Origin of the sequence: Methanosarcina mangrovi, assembly GCF_052057765.1 — an archaeon.
Classification (GTDB): Archaea; Halobacteriota; Methanosarcinia; order Methanosarcinales; family Methanosarcinaceae; genus Methanosarcina.
In genome coordinates this window covers 2989998-3007685 of the sequence record NZ_CP195120.1, presented here as the reverse complement: position 1 = coordinate 3007685, position 17688 = coordinate 2989998, and the positions used below count along the sequence as shown (strand labels likewise).

14 protein-coding genes are annotated in these 17688 nt (G+C 42.7%); 9 read left to right on the top strand and 5 right to left on the bottom strand.

The window, feature by feature from the left end; all coding sequences use genetic code 11:
* Window positions 1-2: 2 nt before the first annotated feature.
* From ACSAZL_RS13340 to pheT, 3 genes are all read left to right on the top strand, one after another.
* Window positions 3-1754, top strand: a complete 1752-nt coding sequence (locus tag ACSAZL_RS13340) for an acetolactate synthase large subunit (protein ID WP_440945136.1) — start codon at window positions 3-5, stop codon at window positions 1752-1754.
* A gap of 511 nt (window positions 1755-2265) precedes the next feature.
* Window positions 2266-3978: a PAS domain-containing sensor histidine kinase gene (locus ACSAZL_RS13335; RefSeq protein ID WP_440945135.1), complete on the top strand. Its 1713-nt coding sequence runs from the start codon at window positions 2266-2268 to the stop codon at window positions 3976-3978.
* A 142-nt stretch (window positions 3979-4120) separates the two neighbouring features.
* A complete protein-coding gene (gene pheT, locus ACSAZL_RS13330) occupies window positions 4121-5758 on the top strand; it encodes a phenylalanine--tRNA ligase subunit beta (RefSeq protein WP_440945134.1) in 1638 nt (545 codons plus the stop codon).
* 62 nt (window positions 5759-5820) lie between these two features.
* Here the strand turns inward: pheT and ACSAZL_RS13325 are convergent, their stop codons facing one another.
* Together ACSAZL_RS13325 and ACSAZL_RS13320 are read right to left on the bottom strand one after the other, a co-directional pair.
* The gene (locus ACSAZL_RS13325) at window positions 5821-6009 is read right to left on the bottom strand and encodes a hypothetical protein (protein ID WP_440945133.1); all 189 of its coding nucleotides are present in this window, start codon (window positions 6007-6009) and stop codon (window positions 5821-5823) included.
* 129 nt (window positions 6010-6138) lie between these two features.
* Window positions 6139-6297, bottom strand: a complete 159-nt coding sequence (locus ACSAZL_RS13320; protein WP_440945132.1) for a hypothetical protein — start codon at window positions 6295-6297, stop codon at window positions 6139-6141.
* 392 nt (window positions 6298-6689) lie between these two features.
* Between ACSAZL_RS13320 and ACSAZL_RS13315 the strand changes: the two genes are divergently transcribed.
* Window positions 6690-7976 carry a hypothetical protein gene (locus ACSAZL_RS13315; protein WP_440945131.1) on the top strand — a complete coding sequence of 429 codons (1287 nt, stop codon included), beginning with the start codon at window positions 6690-6692 and terminating at the stop codon, window positions 7974-7976.
* A gap of 130 nt (window positions 7977-8106) precedes the next feature.
* On the opposite strand, the gene ACSAZL_RS13310 is transcribed toward ACSAZL_RS13315, so the two are convergent.
* Complete coding sequence (locus ACSAZL_RS13310) at window positions 8107-8736, bottom strand: restriction endonuclease (protein ID WP_440945130.1); 630 nt, start codon at window positions 8734-8736, stop codon at window positions 8107-8109.
* Window positions 8737-8892: 156 nt separating this feature from the next.
* Here ACSAZL_RS13310 and ACSAZL_RS13305 point away from each other — a divergent pair, with 156 nt between their 5' ends.
* Entirely contained in the window at window positions 8893-9675 is a 783-nt protein-coding gene (locus tag ACSAZL_RS13305) for a DUF429 domain-containing protein (RefSeq protein WP_440945129.1), read from the top strand.
* A 28-nt stretch (window positions 9676-9703) separates the two neighbouring features.
* Here ACSAZL_RS13305 and ACSAZL_RS13300 read toward each other — a convergent pair whose 3' ends face one another.
* The gene (locus ACSAZL_RS13300) at window positions 9704-10498 is read right to left on the bottom strand and encodes a helix-turn-helix transcriptional regulator (protein ID WP_440945128.1); all 795 of its coding nucleotides are present in this window, start codon (window positions 10496-10498) and stop codon (window positions 9704-9706) included.
* Between the two features lie 525 nt (window positions 10499-11023).
* Here ACSAZL_RS13300 and ACSAZL_RS13295 point away from each other — a divergent pair.
* From ACSAZL_RS13295 to ACSAZL_RS13280, 4 genes are all read left to right on the top strand, one after another.
* Window positions 11024-11467, top strand: coding sequence for a formylglycine-generating enzyme family protein (locus ACSAZL_RS13295; RefSeq protein WP_440945127.1), 444 nt, complete (start codon window positions 11024-11026; stop codon window positions 11465-11467).
* A 584-nt stretch (window positions 11468-12051) separates the two neighbouring features.
* The gene (locus tag ACSAZL_RS13290; RefSeq protein WP_440945126.1) at window positions 12052-13575 is read left to right on the top strand and encodes a PAS domain-containing protein; all 1524 of its coding nucleotides are present in this window, start codon (window positions 12052-12054) and stop codon (window positions 13573-13575) included.
* 126 nt (window positions 13576-13701) lie between these two features.
* Window positions 13702-14679, top strand: coding sequence for a hypothetical protein (locus tag ACSAZL_RS13285; protein ID WP_440945125.1), 978 nt, complete (start codon window positions 13702-13704; stop codon window positions 14677-14679).
* 210 nt (window positions 14680-14889) lie between these two features.
* Window positions 14890-15885: an IS701 family transposase gene (locus ACSAZL_RS13280; protein ID WP_440945124.1), complete on the top strand. Its 996-nt coding sequence runs from the start codon at window positions 14890-14892 to the stop codon at window positions 15883-15885.
* A 206-nt stretch (window positions 15886-16091) separates the two neighbouring features.
* Here the strand turns inward: ACSAZL_RS13280 and ACSAZL_RS13275 are convergent, their stop codons facing one another.
* Window positions 16092-17636, bottom strand: coding sequence for an aminotransferase class V-fold PLP-dependent enzyme (locus tag ACSAZL_RS13275; protein ID WP_440945123.1), 1545 nt, complete (start codon window positions 17634-17636; stop codon window positions 16092-16094).
* Window positions 17637-17688: the final 52 nt, after the last annotated feature.

Genomic DNA, 17688 nt, shown 5'->3' with positions numbered 1-17688 from the left:
CGATGGACCCTCACGGATGTCTGCACGAAGCCGTGTCAGCCCACAGGGACACCAGCTCGGCATACAAGAGCCAGGAAGTAAAGGAGAAGATTGTGGCAGAGGACACCACTCTCACTACAGCTCAGCTCATGGTCCGGTGCCTTGAGAATGAGGGTGTCGAGTACATTTTTGGGCTGCCAGGCGAAGAGAACATCAGGTTCGTCGATGCTCTAAGAGATTCAACGATCCGCTTCATTGTGGTGCGCCATGAACAGGGTGCTTCATTTATGGCTGACATCTATGGCCGCGTCACGGGCAAGGCGGGTGTCTGTATATCCACGCTGGGACCGGGTGCCATTAATCTGCTACTGGGAACCGCCGACGCCTTCACCGACAGCACCCCCCTGGTGGCGATCAGCGCCCAGGTCGGCCTCAACCGCATCTACAAGGAGACGCATCAGGTTGTCGATCTGCTGAACATGTTCAAGCCGGTTACAAAATGGGCCGAGATGATTGTCGGCTCCGCTGCCATACCCGAAATGGTGCGGGAAGCGTTTGAGAAAGCCCAAACTTCGAGGCCGGGTGCCGTCTATCTTTGCGTTCCTGAGGACGTAGAGGCGATCCCGGGTCTCACCGGCTTACGCCCGCTTGCCCGGTCCGATGAAGCGGACAGCATGCCAGGATCCGCACAGATTACGCACGCAGCTCAAGTCCTGCAAGCGGCGACAAAACCGATTATCCTCGCAGGCCATGGCGCAGTGAGAGACCACGCCGGGGACGCGCTTGTCCGGTTCTCCGAAAGCCTTCGGATCCCGGTCGCAACCACGTTCATGGGGAAGGGTATCTTCCCTGATGATCATCCCAACTCCCTGGGTACCATGGGGTTCATGCAACACGACTACGTGAACTTCGGCTTCGATGAGGCGGACGTGATCATCTCTGTCGGCTACGACCTCCAGGAGTTCGATCCCGTCCGCATAAACCCCAATGCCGACAAGAAGATTCTGCACCTTCATCGGTACCCGGCTGAAATCGACGCTCACTATCCAGTTACTGTCAGTGTTGAGGGGAACCTCTCGGCTGCGCTTGACGGACTAGCCGCAATAGTAACTCCGAAGGAGGGGTTGGACGCCGCGGACCGAAAAATCCGGAACCTGCTCAGGGAAGAGCTCGAGTATGGAGCACGTGACGATGCATATCCGGTCAAACCGCAGCGGCTGGTATCAGACATCCGTGAGGCGATGGGGGATTCGGATATCGCGCTGGTTGATACCGGTGCCCTGAAAATGTGGATGGCCCGCCTCTACCCGACGTATCAGCCGAACACCTGTGTGACCTCGAACGGCTTATCGACGATGGCGTTTGCCGTGCCCGGGGCAATAGGCGCGAAGCTCGCTTATCCTGACCGAAAGGTACTGGCCGTGACAGGTGATGGCAGCTTCCTGATGAATTCCCAGGAGCTGGAGACTGCGATACGAGAGCGTATCCCGTTCGTTGTGCTTGTCTGGGTCGATAACGCCTACGGTCTGATCAAGTGGAAGATGGACTTGGAACTGGGGCATCACTCCTTTGTCGATTTTGGAAACCCGGACCTGGTTAAGTACGCCGATAGTTTCGGCGCAAGGGGCTACCGCATAGAGGCGGCTGCTGACCTTCTGCCAACTCTCAAGAAGGCACTTGCCGAAGACGTGGTCTCAGTGATCGTCTGTCCGGTCGACTATTCGGAGAATATCAGGCTCACCGATAAGCTGGGTCAGTTGACGCAGCCTATCTGATTTAGATCCCTGCATCGACAAAAAAGTGACTGTTAAGGAATGAGGAAAAAACTCGGCCATTCGTCGAAAGAGGTGCTACTATCCATTCTACACTGTGGGAGCTGCGAGATCAACTCAGGCTCTCAATTTTTATGCCTTCTATGCGTATGGACCCGATCATAGAACCTTTTCCGGCTTCATGGATTCCTGCGATTTTCATTTTCTGGCGGATTCCTTAATTAAAGGAAAAAGCAGATTTTACTTATTTATAGCTGTCTCTTTATCCGGATAGCTAGTTCTATTACATCCTGGATCACACCCTGAATACGTCCGGAAGCCAGAAGAAACTTTTAAGAATTCTTTTTTTTGAGTTAATAAAAATATTTATATAATATATATAAAGAAAAAGGAATCTTTTTTCCGGTACTTTTATAAAATATTATTGAATATCATGAATATTATGTATATGCAGTATGCGTGAACATTTCTCCGGAAAACAGCCGATTGAATCAGTATTTTAAGGTGATCTGCCATGGGCGATACGAGTCTGGAAGTTATAAGTTCCTTAATCCTGCTAATAATCATATTTTATTTATGGAGTATTGGTCGAAAGAGTGCAAATATTTCCAGGAACGGCTGGTCCCTGATAATTGCCGGTTTTTTTCTTTTATTTGCAGGACATATTGTAAATCTGTATGAAGTCTTCCGATTTGTTGAAGAAAACCCTGTGAGCCCTTTGCATGAGATTTTCTTGAAAGACTTTATGGGGAATCTGGTAAGTTACGTGTTGATAGCTGCAGGGCTGATGAAATGGGTCACCACAATGGCAAGTGTTGAAAAATTAAGGGATGAAGTTGAGAAGAGAAAAGAGACACAGGAGAAGCTCAACAAAGAGAGGTCGCTGCTCTCCGGGTTATTGAACTCTATTCCTGATGCCGTATTTTTTAAAGACCCCGAAGGGACTTACCTGGGGTGCAACCCTGCCTTCTGCGAATTCGTAAAAAGGCCGACAGAAGAAGTTGTGGGGAAGAAGAATCCTGATTTTTACTCGAAAGAGGTGGCCGATTTTCTCAGTGCCGAGGATAAGGGGCTATTCGGGACCGGGAAAGCAATTACCCGGGAGAGATGGGCAACTCGCCCTGACGGAAGGAAAGTGCTGCTGCAGACCGTAAAAGCTCCCCTTTATGACGAAACCGGGAATTTTATCGGGCTTGTGGGAGTGAGCCGGGACATCACTGAAAGGCAAAAGGCCGAAGATGCCCTTCTGAAAGCCAGGCTTGCCGAAGACGCCAACCGGGCTAAAAGCGAGTTTATCGCAACCATGAGCCACGAACTGAGGACTCCCCTGAATTCAATTATCGGGTTTTCGGACCTGCTTCTTGAAGGCGCTTCCGGAAAACTTAACGAGCGCCAGGCCAGATACACTCATAATATTTCAAATAGTGGTAAACACCTGCTCCAGCTTATAAATGACATCCTTGACCTTTCAAAAGTCGAAGCCGGAAAGACCGTTCTGGAACCTGAGAATCTTGACCTCTCAAGGATCTTTAAAGATATCGAAAAAGTATTCAGTCCGCTGGCAGCCGGAAAAAGATTGTCCCTTAATTTCGAGGTCGACCCCGGGCTAAGCAGCGTCCGCGCGGACAAAATGAGGTTCAAGCAAATCCTTTACAACCTGATAAGCAATGCTGTAAAGTTTACTCCGGAAGGGGGGACCATAACTGTCTCGGCAATAAAAGCGGGAGATAAGGTGCGGATTTGCGTAAAAGATACCGGAATAGGGATTTCCCGAGAAGACCTGGAATCCCTTTTCCAGCCTTTCAAGCAGCTTGACTCTTTCTTCAAACGCAGGTACGAAGGAACCGGGCTCGGGCTCTTCTTGGTTAAAAGGTTTGCTGAGATGCACGGCGGAAAAATCATGGTGGAGAGCGTGCCCGGGGCAGGTTCTTCTTTTATTTTTGAACTTCCCTTTGAAACCGGTGACGAAGAAAAAAAGAGTATGGAAAGGCTAAATGAAGAAAAATGGGAGCCCATCTCGGCTGTGAGCCCTGAGCTAAGTAAAGCAGAATCTTTTGATGAGGCTTCTATTGTGGCTTCTGATAAGACTTCTATTATACCCTCTGATGAGACTTCCGATGTAGCTTCTGATGAGACTTCTGATAAGACTTCCAATGTAGCTTCTGTCGCAGCTTCTGATATGACTTCTGATGAAACTTTTGTTGAGGCTTTTGGGAAAGGCACCTGAGATAGAACGGATTGAAGTGGCGAAGCAAAAGCTCAGAATTGAAATATTGTTATTTTTATAATGTCCGGAAACAAAAGCATTAAATCTAAAGTTGATTATTTTTGGGGTTAAGTTAGCCAGTAATAGATGAGATGAAATCCCCATGCCAGTAATCACCTTGCATTATGAAGACCTTGAGACACTCACGGGAACAGATAAGGAAACCATCATAAAAAGGGTGCCTATGATCGGTGCCGATATTGAAAGAGTTGAAGATGAATATGTTGATATCGAGTTCTTCCCTGACAGGCCTGACCTGTACAGTGTGGAAGGGGCAGCCAGGGCAATGCGGGGTTTTCTGGACCTTGAGACCGGGCTTCCCGAATATGCGATAAAGCCTTACGAAATATCCATATCTGTGAGTGAGGATATCCTGAAGATCAGGCCCTTCCTCGGGTGTGCGGTTGTGAGGGGAGTAAAGTTTACGTCCTCTTCCATCAAGTCCCTCATGGACCTGCAGGAAGACCTGCACTGGGGTCTCGGGAGAAACAGGAAAAAAGTTTCCATCGGGGTCCACGACCTTAAAAACGTGAAATCGCCCTTCAGGTACATGGCAGTTGACCCCGGCTTTGAGTTCGTGCCCCTTGACTACACCGAAAAGATGAGCATGACGGAAATCCTGGAAAAGCACCCCAAAGGCACAAGGTTTGCCCATCTCGTCAAGGACTTTGAAAAATACCCGATCATTCTGGACGCAAATGACAACGTGCTGTCCTTCCCTCCAATCATCAACGGGACACTTACTACCGTGACCGAAAAAACAACCGACCTCTTTATCGATGTCACCGGCCTCGGGGAAGCCGTGTACACGGCCTTAAACATCGTGGTCACAGCTCTTGCCGAAAGAGGCGGGCAGATCGAGTTTGTAAGAGTAGTCCGTCCGGGGGGTGAAGAACTTGTCCTGCCTGACCTCGAGCCCAGAACCCGGCTGCTTACCACACATGAGGTAGAATCCCTGATAGGCATGGAACTCCCGGTTGAAGAGATCGTGAAACAGCTTGAGCGGATGCGTTTCGGAGCATGCGCCCTTGATAAGGAAACCGTTGAGGTAAGGGTGCCGGCTTACAGGGCAGATATCCTGCACAACTATGACCTTGTAGAGGACATTGCCAAAGGTTACGGCTATGAGAATATCAAGGTAAAGGTCCCTGAGACCTATACCCCTGGCAAGTCCCACCCGATTTCTCTCATGCGGGCTTCGGTAAATGAAATTATGGTCGGGCTAGGCTACTATGAGGTTATGCCTTTCACGCTTACCAGCGAAAAGATCAACTTTGACAACATGTGCAGGCCAAAAACCGAAGATGTTACCTACGTCCTGCACCCGATCAGCGAAGACCAGACAATGCTCAGGACAACCGTGCTCCCTAACCTGCTTGAAATTCTTGCCTTAAACCAGCACAGGGAACTCCCGCAGAAGATCTTCGAGTTCGGAGAAGTCGTAAGCAACGAGACAACCGGTCAGCACGTAGCTGCAGCCTCAATCCACCCGCAGGCAAATTTCACCGAGGTATACGAGGTCGTGGACGCCCTGATGAGGGAGATGATGCTCCCCTATGAGGTAAAAGAGTCCGAAGACCCTGCTTTCCTCGAAGGAAGGCGGGCAGATGTCTATGTTAACGGCAAAAAACTCGGAGTATTCGGAGAATTCCGCCCCGAAGTAATAAACAACTTCGCGCTCGGATATGCCGTTGTAGGTTTTGAGCTTGACTTAAACGACCTTATAGGTAAAAACATTTAATTTAGAAGGTTAATTTTTCCTTTTTTTTCAATTAACCTTTTAAAATTCCTTTTTTGAATTGATTATCCATTGATTTCCCGAGTTTCGCTTCCCGAATTGCGCCTCGGGAGCACGAGATCTGTTTCGGCAGAGTTGCGGCTCTGCAGTACGCTGCCCTTTTCGCTTCGCTCAAGAGGGCAAATTTGGGGATATAGTAATGAGCTGCGCTCAAGCAGACTAATTTGCAGGTTAAAATCGGAAGCTGCGCTCAAGAGGGCCAATTTTGGGTTATGTTAGTTAGCTTCGCTCAAACGTACTATTTGATGGATTTTTGTCCGCTCGATGAAGGAAAGCGGCCATTCCCAGAAAAAGAAATAAAAAATAATAGTCCAAATCTATTTCTATTCCGTTTTATTGCATTTTCCAGCTTTTCCTTTCTTCTTTTTTCTCTTTTTCTCTACTTCTTCCCAGGATGGCACAGGCTCTTTATGAATGTTTGATTGGAATACGTTTTCTGTGAGTAAGGAAAGTATTCTTCTTGCAGGGAAGCTATTTTTCATAGCGCATGCTTTTTCTTAATACCAGCATGTTTACCTGTTATTATTTTTCTTACGTGGCTGGTAAGATGGCTTTATCCCTTGAAAGTCAGAAGAGAAAATCAAAATATTCATCCTTCGGATTTTTTGAATCGTATCAACAAATTGAGCAGGGGCTGCCCATTTTTATAACCTGAAGTTATTATATATCATAAACATTATATGCTTATTGATATGGTATTGCAGGTTATATTCCTGCATTTATAGTAACGGTTTAGCTTTTTGAAAGTAGGTCTATTGTTTTTGATTTTGATGCAACGGACGATTGTAATCGCTAAATACTGAATAAGGAAAGAGAAACACAACTGATAGCAACAATTTAAGAAGATTTATCCGGGAAAAAGGGAGAGCAGAAAATGAAAACTGGAAACAGGCTGTATTCAATAGTTGTAGCTTTATTCCTTTTGCCTTTCATCTGTGCGACAGCGTCCGCAGATACGGCACAGGGTATTGAAACTCAGATCACTACCAATAACTCAAGCCAGAGTTATCCCGATATCTATGGCGAACGGATTGTGTGGCAGGATGACCGCAATGGATATTATGATCCCTATGTTTACGACCCGAACTGGGATATCTACCTGTACGACCTTTCCGGTTCCACTGAAACTCAGATAACCACCAACGAATCGAACCAGAGCAGGCCTGCTATTTACGGGGACAGGATAGTCTGGACGGATGACAGGAATGGTAACTACGATATTTACATGTACAATATCTCCACTTCCACAGAAACTCAGATAACCACCAGCGAATCGAACCAGAGCGAGCCTGCGATCTATGGGGACAGGATTGTCTGGACGGATGACAGGAATGGAAATAAGGATATCTACATGTTTAATATCTCCACTTCCACAGAAACTCAGATAACCACCAACGAATCGAACCAGAGCGGGCCTGCTATTTACGGGAACAGGATAGTCTGGACAGATGAGCGGAATAGAGATGAGGATGCCTACACTCTCGACATCTACATGTATAACCTTTCTACTTCCACGGAAACCCAGATCGCAGGGGATGGAGGTTTTCTTGAATACGGTCCTGCTATCTACGGGGATAGGGTAGTGTATATGAGTGAAGGAGCAGGCGATTTAGTCTGGATGTATAACCTCTCTACTTCAGAACTAACTTTCATTGCTGCCGATGCGTGGGGTCCGGTTACCTACGGAGACAGGATAGTGTTGACGTATGGAATGGTATTCCCGGACATCTACCTGTATGACCTCTCCGGTTCAACAGGAACTCCGATAACCAGCAATGAAGACGTTCATCATTGGGCTCCGGCCATCTACGGGGATAGGATAGTGTGGGAAGATGACCGCAATGAAAACCCGGATATCTATATGTTTACGCTTGCTTCTCCCGAGTTGATGCCTCTTGAGGAAATGAAAAACCTCACAGAGTATGTGGAAGACACCTATAAGTGCCATGTGAAGACAAAAACAGGCCTTGCCACTCTTCTTGAGACCTCAAAATGTTTTTACGAAAAGGATGAGGATGCTAAAGCCATTTCCATGCTTAAGTCTTTCATTCACCTCGCCGAAAAAATGAAGGAGTGCAAGCAGATTTCTGCTGAAGAAGCGGATTACATGGTAAGGGAAGCAAATGGAATTATTGATCAGATAAAAGCCCGACAAGAGTGAGAACTTAAGTTAACATGTGGTGATAATAAGAAAAGCAATGGGATTTTCTATGCAATCACATTGTCTTTCTTATCGGTCTTTTTTCCCTTTCCTCTATTCAATTACTTTTCTTTTCGGTCTTTTTCCCCATTCAATCACTTTCTTTCAGCACCTTTTCCATTTCCGCTGCGATTTTTTTTACTTCCGAAATCTCTTCTGTTTCAGCCAGCCTGTACACAAGTTCGAGCATCCTCTCCTTCATTAAGTCCAGGTCTTCAAGGGCAAAGGAGAGTTCTCTGGCGAGGGTTTCCAGGCTTTTTGTTTCGACAAGGGTCGAAAGCTTTTCAGGGTCGGTATCTATCAGGGAGATAGCTTCGGGGGAGTTCAGGTCAACGTCGTATTCTTCTTCAAAGTCCCCTTTTGGAACGGTTTTGAGCCACCTGACCGACCGGATGTGGCTGATAAAATCGCTGAGCAGCCTGTATTCATAGTTTCCGGTAACCTTTCCGATCAGCACCTCATTTCTGGTCTTGAAAGGGACTGCCACAAGGTCTCCTTTCTTTATTTTTGTGATAAAGGAACAGATCTCCCCTGCCCAGGTCCCGGAAAGCTCTCCCTTCATGCCGGGGTATCTCTCAAGTATGAGCTGCTTTACCTGCTCCTCGCCTTTAATACCGGATAAATCCGGGAACTCAGCCCCTCCTATGGTAATCACGCTGTTCTCAAGGATTATCTCTTCATCTTCCATAGTGCCTGCGGCTTTGAGCAGCCAGAAATTCATAACCTGCCTCCGATTTCATCAGATCTTTTAAGGATTTTTGGTATTTCTACGGATTTGTATCTCATGTCCGTATATCCTGTTGCTTATTAACGGTTTCCCGCAGTTCCTTATCTCCGCAGGAAAAACTCTTTTAAGTTTGCAGCCCCAGGTACAGGTATGGGAAAAAAGGTTTTTGTCGGGGTTGACGGCTGCAGGGCAGGATGGTTTTCAGTGTTCCTTGAAGGAGAAAATGAATCTGACTGCAACTGGAAGGTTGAAATCTTTCCTGAGTTCTCATGCCTTATTGATTTTTTGGATAGCAATTATGGACAGGCAGAACCCCTCATCCTTATAGACATCCCCATAGGCCTGAAAACCGGAGGCAGTGGAGAGCGACTTTCGGACCTCGGAGCCCGAAGTATTCTGAAAGCCCGGAAGTCCAGCATTTTTCCTGTACCCTGCCGAGAAGCGATTTATGCGGAAACCTATAAAAAAGCCTGTGAGGTTAACGAAAGGCTCACGGGAAAACGCATCTCTAAACAGGCCTGGAACATAGTGCCCAAAATACGGGAAGTGGACGGTTTCCTGGCCGAAAACGGAAATTTCAGAGAAAAGGTTCGGGAGGTCGGGCCGGAAATCTGTTTTCAGGCTTTTGCAGGCTTTCCCATGAAATACTCCAAAAAGAAGGATGAAGGTTTTCTTGAAAGAAAGGAAACCCTGGATAAGGTCTGCCCGTTTGCCGATGAACTTCTCGAACATGCCCTTTCAAAGTACAGGCGAAAGGACCTTGCAAAAGACGATATCCTGGATTCCCTTGCAGCTGCACTCACTGCAAAAATGGGGAGCATTTATGGGTTTACGTATGTGCCTTCAAAACCTGAAACTGATGGCAAGAGACTGAAAATCCAGATGGTTTACTGCGAGTGTGAAGGAGTTCGAAGTCATAAAAAAGCAGAGTGAACTTCGAGAAGGTTTGGAGTAAAAAAATTCAAATGTCTGGCTTTTCTTCCGTCGGTTCGGCCACCCGCATGCAGTGCCAGAAAAGCTCTTTTCCCCAGCTTAAAGCTTTTTTCTCGGTGGATATGAGTAGCTGATCCCTCAACTTTCCGTCATTTTCGAAGAGTTTTAGCGCAAGGAATTTGTCAGTTACAACGATTGAGGGAATTGGTGCGGGTTTCTGGCAGACAAATAATTTTGAATTTTTGCTTCTGGAAAGCCTTTCAGCCTCTTCAGGATAACTGGATAATAGACGTTCCATAACATTTTTCGTCATGCAGAGTGTGAGTTCTGTCCCATTTTCCGCAAGGTCTGCGTAGAGGGAAGGAGCTTCCGGATGGAAATAAGAAACAAAGGTAAAGATCTCTTTTGAACTCCGGATATTATCCATGAAAACTTTTGGAGTTTCAAGCATGTGTTCTATGTCAGGCTCAAGCAGTTCGCAGTGCACGAGTTCATCAATTCTTTCCAGAAGGTAGTCCGGAATCGGGGTTAAGTCCCGGTTTTTCCAGTATTCGTCATCGACTTCAAAGACCTCGATCAAATTCAGAAGAGGCTCCATATTTTCAACTATTACTTTTCCGATTTCGGACAACCTGTAGACTTTCTCTTCTTCAATTATCAGGTGAACATCTTTCATTTTTTTAATATGGGGCTGTATCGAGCTGGCGTCTACATTTAGCGACTCCTTGATTGTATCGATATCTCTCGGCTTTTCCTTCAGGAGAAGTAAAAGATCTTTTCTCCTGTCAGAAAAGAGGATGAGATTTACCAGTGACGGTTTCATTTGCCTACCTGTGTTTTATCCGTTATCCCGTATAATTCCTTCAAATTTTTTTTGTTTTTAAGCCCTAAAAAGGTTTTCATTTTTGAGCATAATTACCTTCCTTATATTTTATATTTTTCGAATTTTAGGACTCAAAGGTCAATTATGATCTATCGTAGACATCATTCGAAAAAGTTAAAGTAAAAATATGAAAAGCCTAATCAAAAATATAAAAAATTTAAATAAAATTTGAAATAAAATGAACGAAAATTGAAAATAGACGAAATAAGAAGAATAGAATAAACAAAAATAAAATGTGAATCTAATATCAAACAGGAAGAAATAAAAAACAGGAGAAGGTAACAACGTAAAGAATATTTTATTCTTTCCGGAGCTGTGAGACCACTGGATCCAAATATATACTTTTGTAGAAAATGTACGCACTCAAAAGAATCAGCGTTCACATCTGAGAACTTAGCTGAACCTTTACCTGAAAAATTAAATGAGAACTTAGCTAAGAATTTTGCTGAAGGTTTGACTGATGATTTGACTGAGAATTTTACTAAAAACTCAGCCAGCACCGGAACTAACGGTTCAACTGGAGATTCGGTTGCAGACTTCAGTAGCAATCAAGTCGGGATCGACAACCTGATCCGAAACTCAATTAGAATGGATTTTGTCCTGATCCCTGCGGGAGAATTTGATATGGGTTCTCCCTCCCGTGAGAAGTGCAGAAAGCTCTGGGAAAGTCCTGTGCATAAAGTAACCATTGAAAAACCCTTTTACATGGGCAGGTATCCGGTTACGCAGGAACAGTGTAGTAAAGTTATGGGAAGCAACCCCTCATATTTCAGAGGGGAAAAGCACCCTGTTGAAACTGTTTCCTGGGAAGAGGCGCAGGTATTTATCCGAAAACTTAACATTCTTGAAAATACTGGCGAAAAGGACTCAGTTTATCGTCTCCCCACAGAAGCCGAGTGGGAATATTAATATTCCCTTCATATACCTATAAATGATTGTTCATTCTTTTGAAATAACACCAAAGATTAAAAATAACTATAACTATAACTGCTAATTAGTTAAAATCTATATTAAATCGAACTGTTTATTAGCCTAATCCTTAACATATTGCAGATATTCTCTCTGAGCACAGCCAAGAGTTTCGGCTAAGCAGAGAAATTAATGACGGAAAGATAATAGATGTTTGAACGAACTTTTTCACAATTCTGCGAAGTTCGGTCATTTTTTTCCTTTTCTCGTTATTCCTAATGAATAAAGCGTTCTGTCAAATCAATCGATACCATATCGTTCTGACTTGAATATTTTTTAATGATTTACAGAACATGTACCAACTGACCAAGTGTAGATTTATCTTAACCGAATAATAGTTCACTTGGAATAAAAAATATATAATTTTTTATTATTCAAATGTATTTAAAAAAAAGACGGCTTTATTATAAATAGTAACACGTTTATTGAATAAAGAAAGACTAGATCGGTATATGTAGCTATCTGGATGAGAAATAGATCATTTACATACTTGGCTTTATCTGATCTTATTAAGGAGAGAGTACATGGAAAAGAATTGGTATAAGGAAAATTTTGAGAAAATTGCGGAAAGATTCTTTTTCATAGCCGAGCAAACAGGGCAATTAATTTTTGACGGTGATGTAATGACAGGTAAGATTGAGTGGTCAGGAGCTATTGAAGAGTTTACCGGTTACACCCCCAAGGAATTCAATAAGTATGGTATGAAGGCGTGCAAAGAACTCATACACCCCGAAGAGCGAGAAAGAGTGTGGAGTAAATTGAAACATTCTTTAAAGACTGGGGAAAAGTTCGAGCAAAAATTCAGATTTATGAGAAAAGATGGAAGTTATATTTATGTGGAAGACACCTCGATTTTCCTGAAAGATGAGAACAATCACGTATATAGAGGCATTGGCCTGTTTAAAAACGTCACGGAAAATAAGCAAACTCAAGAAAAACTTGAGATAAGTGAAGAACAACTCAAAATAAATGAAGAAAAAATTATTAAATATTTACAGAATTTTCGCGGAATTGGATTTCAGCTGGATAACAATTTTGATTTGATGTTATTGCATGGAGCCACAGAGGAAATTACAGGCTACAGAAGCGAAGAATTTCTTTCCGGAAAGATCAGGTTGTTTCAGCTGGTGAGGCCTGAAGATAAAAGTCTTTTCCATGAAAATCGAATAAAACTGAAAGCTACGTCTACATCTCTAGTTGAACAGGAATACAGGATACAAAACAGGAATGGGAACATATTTTGGCTTTTTGAATCCATTCAGATCATAAACAATGTGAATCAGGAAAAAAAAATTTATCAGGGCTTCATTCAGGATATTACCGAGAGAAAAATTGCAATGGAGACTATTGAAAGAGCCGAAAAGATCCAAAAAAAGGAGATACACCATAGAATCAAAAATAACCTGCAGATAATTTCGAGCCTTCTGGACTTGGAATGCGATAAATTACTGTCTGATACTCCTGATCATAAAAAAATTGTTGAAGCATTCCAAGAAAGTCGTAATCGAATCATATCGATGTCTATCATCCATGAAGAGTTGTATAACTCCAAGGATGTGGAAACAATTAATTTTACCTCTTATCTTCAGAAATTAACAACTGATCTTTTCAATTCATATAAGGTGGGAAACTCCGATATAAGCTTGCGCCTGGATGCAGGTGATTTCTTTTTTGAAATGGACACTGCCATCCCGTTAGGTATTATCATCAACGAACTTGTTTCTAATTCTTTAAAATATGCATTTCCCGACGGAATGAATGGTGAAATTAGCATAAAAATTCGCCAAGAAGTTAATGAACAAAATAAAGTTTTAATCAGTAAAATTGCTGACAACGATATGCAAAATAACTTCTGCTGCAGGTATTTTTCACTAATTATTGAAGATAACGGAATTGGTTTTCCAGATTCTATTGACTTTAAGAATACTAGTTCATTGGGTTTACAGCTGGTAAATACTCTTGTTGATCAAATTGGAGGTGATATAGCACTTAAAAAAGGATCAGGAACGAAATTTGAGATCCGGTTTATGGGTCTGGATACTAGATGAAAGTGAATCTAGCTGATGTTAATTACGATACTAAGAATCAGATATCAGTCTGAGATTTGGAGACCTGTTGTCTTATTGTACATATGATGATTAGTCTACAATCTGACTATAAAAGTGGGGATAGTTATGAACATATCTGAACATAATACTTTGTGGGAAAACTACTTTTCAAGCTACATAAAGGTTGCAAGTCCTCATAGAAAGCCTAGTCTTTTTAAATGGCTATATGATAGTTACAAACGCCTGTATCTTTCCTGCGTGAGTCCATCTGATATTTACATGCTTGCTGATTTAAAGGCATGTTTAGCTCTGGTAGATACCGCTGTTGATGATACATGTGATAACGCATCTCTAATAGAGGAGAATGGAGGGGATAAATTCAGCTATGAGATGTTGAGCATGCTCTACAATGCGGATAGAGTTGCATCTGGAGATTATATGCCATTACAGCCCGCAGTTGGTAACAATATTTATGCAAAAACAACCCTCGATATTTTTTCAGATTTGCTTGAAACTCATGTAGTATCCCTTCCAAGATACAACGATTTCAGAGGGGAGTTTTTCCTGGCAATGCGTAATGTTGCCGGATCAATGGAGTTTTCATATCTAGTGAACCGGAATAAGATTGCATACCCTTACTACCTTGTTGTCCAGAACAAGGGCCCTTCTACAATGGTTGAAGTTCTTTCCATACTTGATTTGATGGCTTCTGAAAGCTTTGACGCCTCAGAACTTGGAAAAGCGATAGCCCTTTTTAAAATGGCGGACGTTGTGGCAATGCTGAATAATGCAGTAAATACGTGGAAAAAGGAGATAATTGAAAGAGATTACAGCAGTCCGGTAATTTCATTAGCTCTTGAAAGAAAACTTGTCAAATTCAGCGATTTCGAAGAGGTTAACGCAAAAAGTATGGAAGAGAATCTGTCATCTTTACCCGAAATAATAAACGACCAGATAAACAGTACCATATTAGTTATGAAAGAATTCGTAGAGAGTTATGAGATAAAGAGTTTTGATGCCTTGAAATACATCAATAACTATGAGACTTATGCGTTTGATAGTCAAAGAAAAAACAAAGAAGTATGTCAAAGACAGACAGCATAAAGTTGTTCCACGACAGTTCTTCTTCGGGTTCTCTCGTCAGGAATCCTGTTTTTCAATAACTTTTAATAATATTTTTTATTCTTCCTAGTCCCTTTGAATATAAAACTATGATAGTTAGGACTTACGCGGTTGAAGCATTTTTTGTAAATCATATTAAAATACTTCTTTCAATATAATATATGTAATATAATCAAAAAAAAAATCTTTGAGTTGAATGACATAAATCCCCCTAAATGTACTGATCTTGATTACATCAATTTTCTCATCGCTTCTTCTCGAGTCTTTAGCTGTACCGAAGCTTCTAAGTGTAGTTTTATAGACTCGAGTAGTCCAGCTCATGACTCTTTTACTCGTCTTCTTCTAAGACAGCCTCCGGACACGGAGGCTTTATGGGAAGAAGTCAAGGACCTTGTCACTCCAGAAGTTGGTTTTCTTATTATCGATGATACTGTTCTCGATAAACCTTATTCCAAACATATAGAACTTGTCTACAGGCAATGGAGTGGCAAACATCATCAGATCGTAAATGGGATCAACCTTGAAACCGTTGTCTGGACATATAATGATGCTATAATCCCTGTTGACTTTAGAATTTACGATATAGATACCGACGGAAAAACAAAAAATGATCATTTCCTTGATATGTTGAATAAGGCAGAAGAACGCGGTTTTAAACCTGATTTTGTCCTGTTTGATACGTGGTATTCCAGCATAAAGAATCTCAAAGCAATCAGGAAAAAAGGATGGCACTGGTTAACAAGGTTGAAGAAAAACCGGTTAGTTAATCCTGATAAGACTGATAACATTGCAATTGAATTGTTAGCTATTCCACCAGAAGGAATGACGGTTCATCTGAAAGAATATGGCTTTATCAAAGTGTTTCGGATAGTTTCCAAGGACGGAGACACGCAATACTGGGCTACAGATGTACTGGATATGCAGGAAGAAAAAAGAAAAGACCTGGCAAAGAAAGCATGGAAAATTGAAGAGTATCATAGAGGAAAAAAACAGTTTTGTGGAGTAGAACGCTGTCAGGCAAGAAGAAATAGTGTGCAGAGAGCACATATTATGATGGCAATAAGGGCATTTCTCAGATTTGAAATGCAAAGAATAAAAACAGGCATTACTTGGTTTGAAACGAAATGGAATATTACAAGAAATGCTGTTAATCAATTTATAAGAAAGCAAATATATGCCTTAGCCTAAAAATTAAGGAAATTAAAAAAGTTGACTGCAAAGCAGGCAAATGCGTAAGTCCTATATAATAAAGCTCCATTAAATTCATAAAATTTGGAGAAATGTATATTTTTTCTTTAATTTCTACCATAAATGGAAAAATAAGTTGGTTATTCTCACTAAAAACTAGATTGTTGTAAATTTCTTCTGGATTGAAATAATTGAGTTTTTCCTGCTTACGGTCCTCTTCTCAGGAATACTCTTTGCTTTACCTTTTCTGATTCAAGAATTTGGGCCTCGGGTTCGAGCATAAGTCCGGAGAGAAAGTGCATAAATCGATAGACGTCTGAGAAGTTTGTCACAAGGCCAAGCGATACGCGTATGCTTTCCATTTTAGTTTTTACGGTAAGGCAGGCTTCACAGTTTTTGCAATCCGAGCCATAAGGATACCTGCTGGAAGAATCCAGATTCTCAAAGCATTCAGCCATCTCATTTCTGCTAATCTCATGGCTGACCTCCCCGTCTCCAGGATTGCAGAAGCAGCCTGTTCTTAAAGAGATACCTGCCTTATTTGCCGCATCCAGTATCGTATGGCAATCAAAAGCTCTTCCATCCGCATGGTAAAGGTTAAAAGCAATTGTTGCTCCCCGTTTTTCAGGCAAGGATGGGCCGTGAATCTTCACCAGAGCCTGGTTATTGGGATATTTCAGAGCCTGCATCTTATCCAGCAGCCAGCCTGTAAGACACATCACTCTTTTGTGAATGATATCCACACCAATCCCTTCTATGTGATTCAATCCTATTTCCAGGGCAGGTATACTGAGATAATTAATTGTGCCGTCTTCAAAAGCCTCAAAGGCTTCATTTCCCTGATGCAGCCGATACCAATTTTCTTTCCGGACGGAAACCATACTGACGGTACCTCCGGAAAACCAGGGTCTCTTTAGTTTATTCAAAGCAATTTTTCGGGCAAGGAGACAGCCCAGGCCTGTAGGGTAACCAAAAATCTTGTAAAATGAGATTGAGACAAAATCAGGATTCCACTGGCCAAGGTCAAGTCGATTGGTAGGAACGAAGGCAGCAGAGTCCAGCAATACATCCCAGCCTTTTTTTCGGGCTTTTTCTATCCATTCCATGGGATGCTGCACTCCCGAAAAGTTAGATTGGGCAGGATAGGCAAAGAGGTTGTTTCCTCCGGGTATGGCCTGATCAAGATAAATATCGAGCTTTTCTTCATCCACTCTTAGCTCAGAGGGTGATGATGGAATATAGTTTACTAAAGCTCCTTTACTCCCTGCAAAAATCCTGATGCCATTGATCGAGTTATGATTATCCGTGGTCAGCAAAAACTGTCCTCCTCTTTCGAACGGATAGGCTTCTCCTATCAGTCTGAGGGCACCTGTTGCATTGGGCGCAAAGATAACTACATACTCATCAGGAGACGCATTAAAGAAGCTTAATATTTTTTCTCTGGTCTGATCCACAAGCTTTGTCATAGCCATTGATGTTGGATTTTCCGAATGAGGGTTCCCAAAAACATTGTGTTGGAGTAATTCCATATGTTTGAGGAGCTGACTGCTGGCATACAGCCCGCCACCTGTATAATCCAGATAGATTTGATCCTGCCGGTCCAGGCGTGCATACTCGAGCTCCCTCAGTCTATCTAGAATGCGCGTTGTTTCAAATTCCGGATAATTTTGCTTGAATTCCACAAAAGAGTCATTCATGCTTTCCGGATTGAAATCAAAAGTTACTTTTGAATCTTTTTCTTTTGCATGCATACATTTATCCTCCATAGAAAATCATATCATTTCACAGCTTTCGGCCTCCTTC

What these genes read in the sequence shown, in the direction of transcription:
- ACSAZL_RS13340 (WP_440945136.1), top strand. Translation starts at nt 3, where the DNA reads ATGGACCCTCACGGATGTCTGCACGAAGCCGTGTCAGCCCACAGGGAC.
- pheT (WP_440945134.1), top strand. Translation starts at nt 4,121, where the DNA reads ATGCCAGTAATCACCTTGCATTATGAAGACCTTGAGACACTCACGGGA.
- ACSAZL_RS13300 (WP_440945128.1), bottom strand. Translation starts at nt 10,498, where the DNA reads ATGAAACCGTCACTGGTAAATCTCATCCTCTTTTCTGACAGGAGAAAA.
- ACSAZL_RS13335 (WP_440945135.1), top strand. Translation starts at nt 2,266, where the DNA reads ATGGGCGATACGAGTCTGGAAGTTATAAGTTCCTTAATCCTGCTAATA.
- ACSAZL_RS13305 (WP_440945129.1), top strand. Translation starts at nt 8,893, where the DNA reads ATGGGAAAAAAGGTTTTTGTCGGGGTTGACGGCTGCAGGGCAGGATGG.
- ACSAZL_RS13290 (WP_440945126.1), top strand. Translation starts at nt 12,052, where the DNA reads ATGGAAAAGAATTGGTATAAGGAAAATTTTGAGAAAATTGCGGAAAGA.
- ACSAZL_RS13320 (WP_440945132.1), bottom strand. Translation starts at nt 6,297, where the DNA reads ATGAAAAATAGCTTCCCTGCAAGAAGAATACTTTCCTTACTCACAGAA.
- ACSAZL_RS13315 (WP_440945131.1), top strand. Translation starts at nt 6,690, where the DNA reads ATGAAAACTGGAAACAGGCTGTATTCAATAGTTGTAGCTTTATTCCTT.
- ACSAZL_RS13310 (WP_440945130.1), bottom strand. Translation starts at nt 8,736, where the DNA reads ATGAATTTCTGGCTGCTCAAAGCCGCAGGCACTATGGAAGATGAAGAG.
- ACSAZL_RS13285 (WP_440945125.1), top strand. Translation starts at nt 13,702, where the DNA reads ATGAACATATCTGAACATAATACTTTGTGGGAAAACTACTTTTCAAGC.
- ACSAZL_RS13275 (WP_440945123.1), bottom strand. Translation starts at nt 17,636, where the DNA reads ATGCATGCAAAAGAAAAAGATTCAAAAGTAACTTTTGATTTCAATCCG.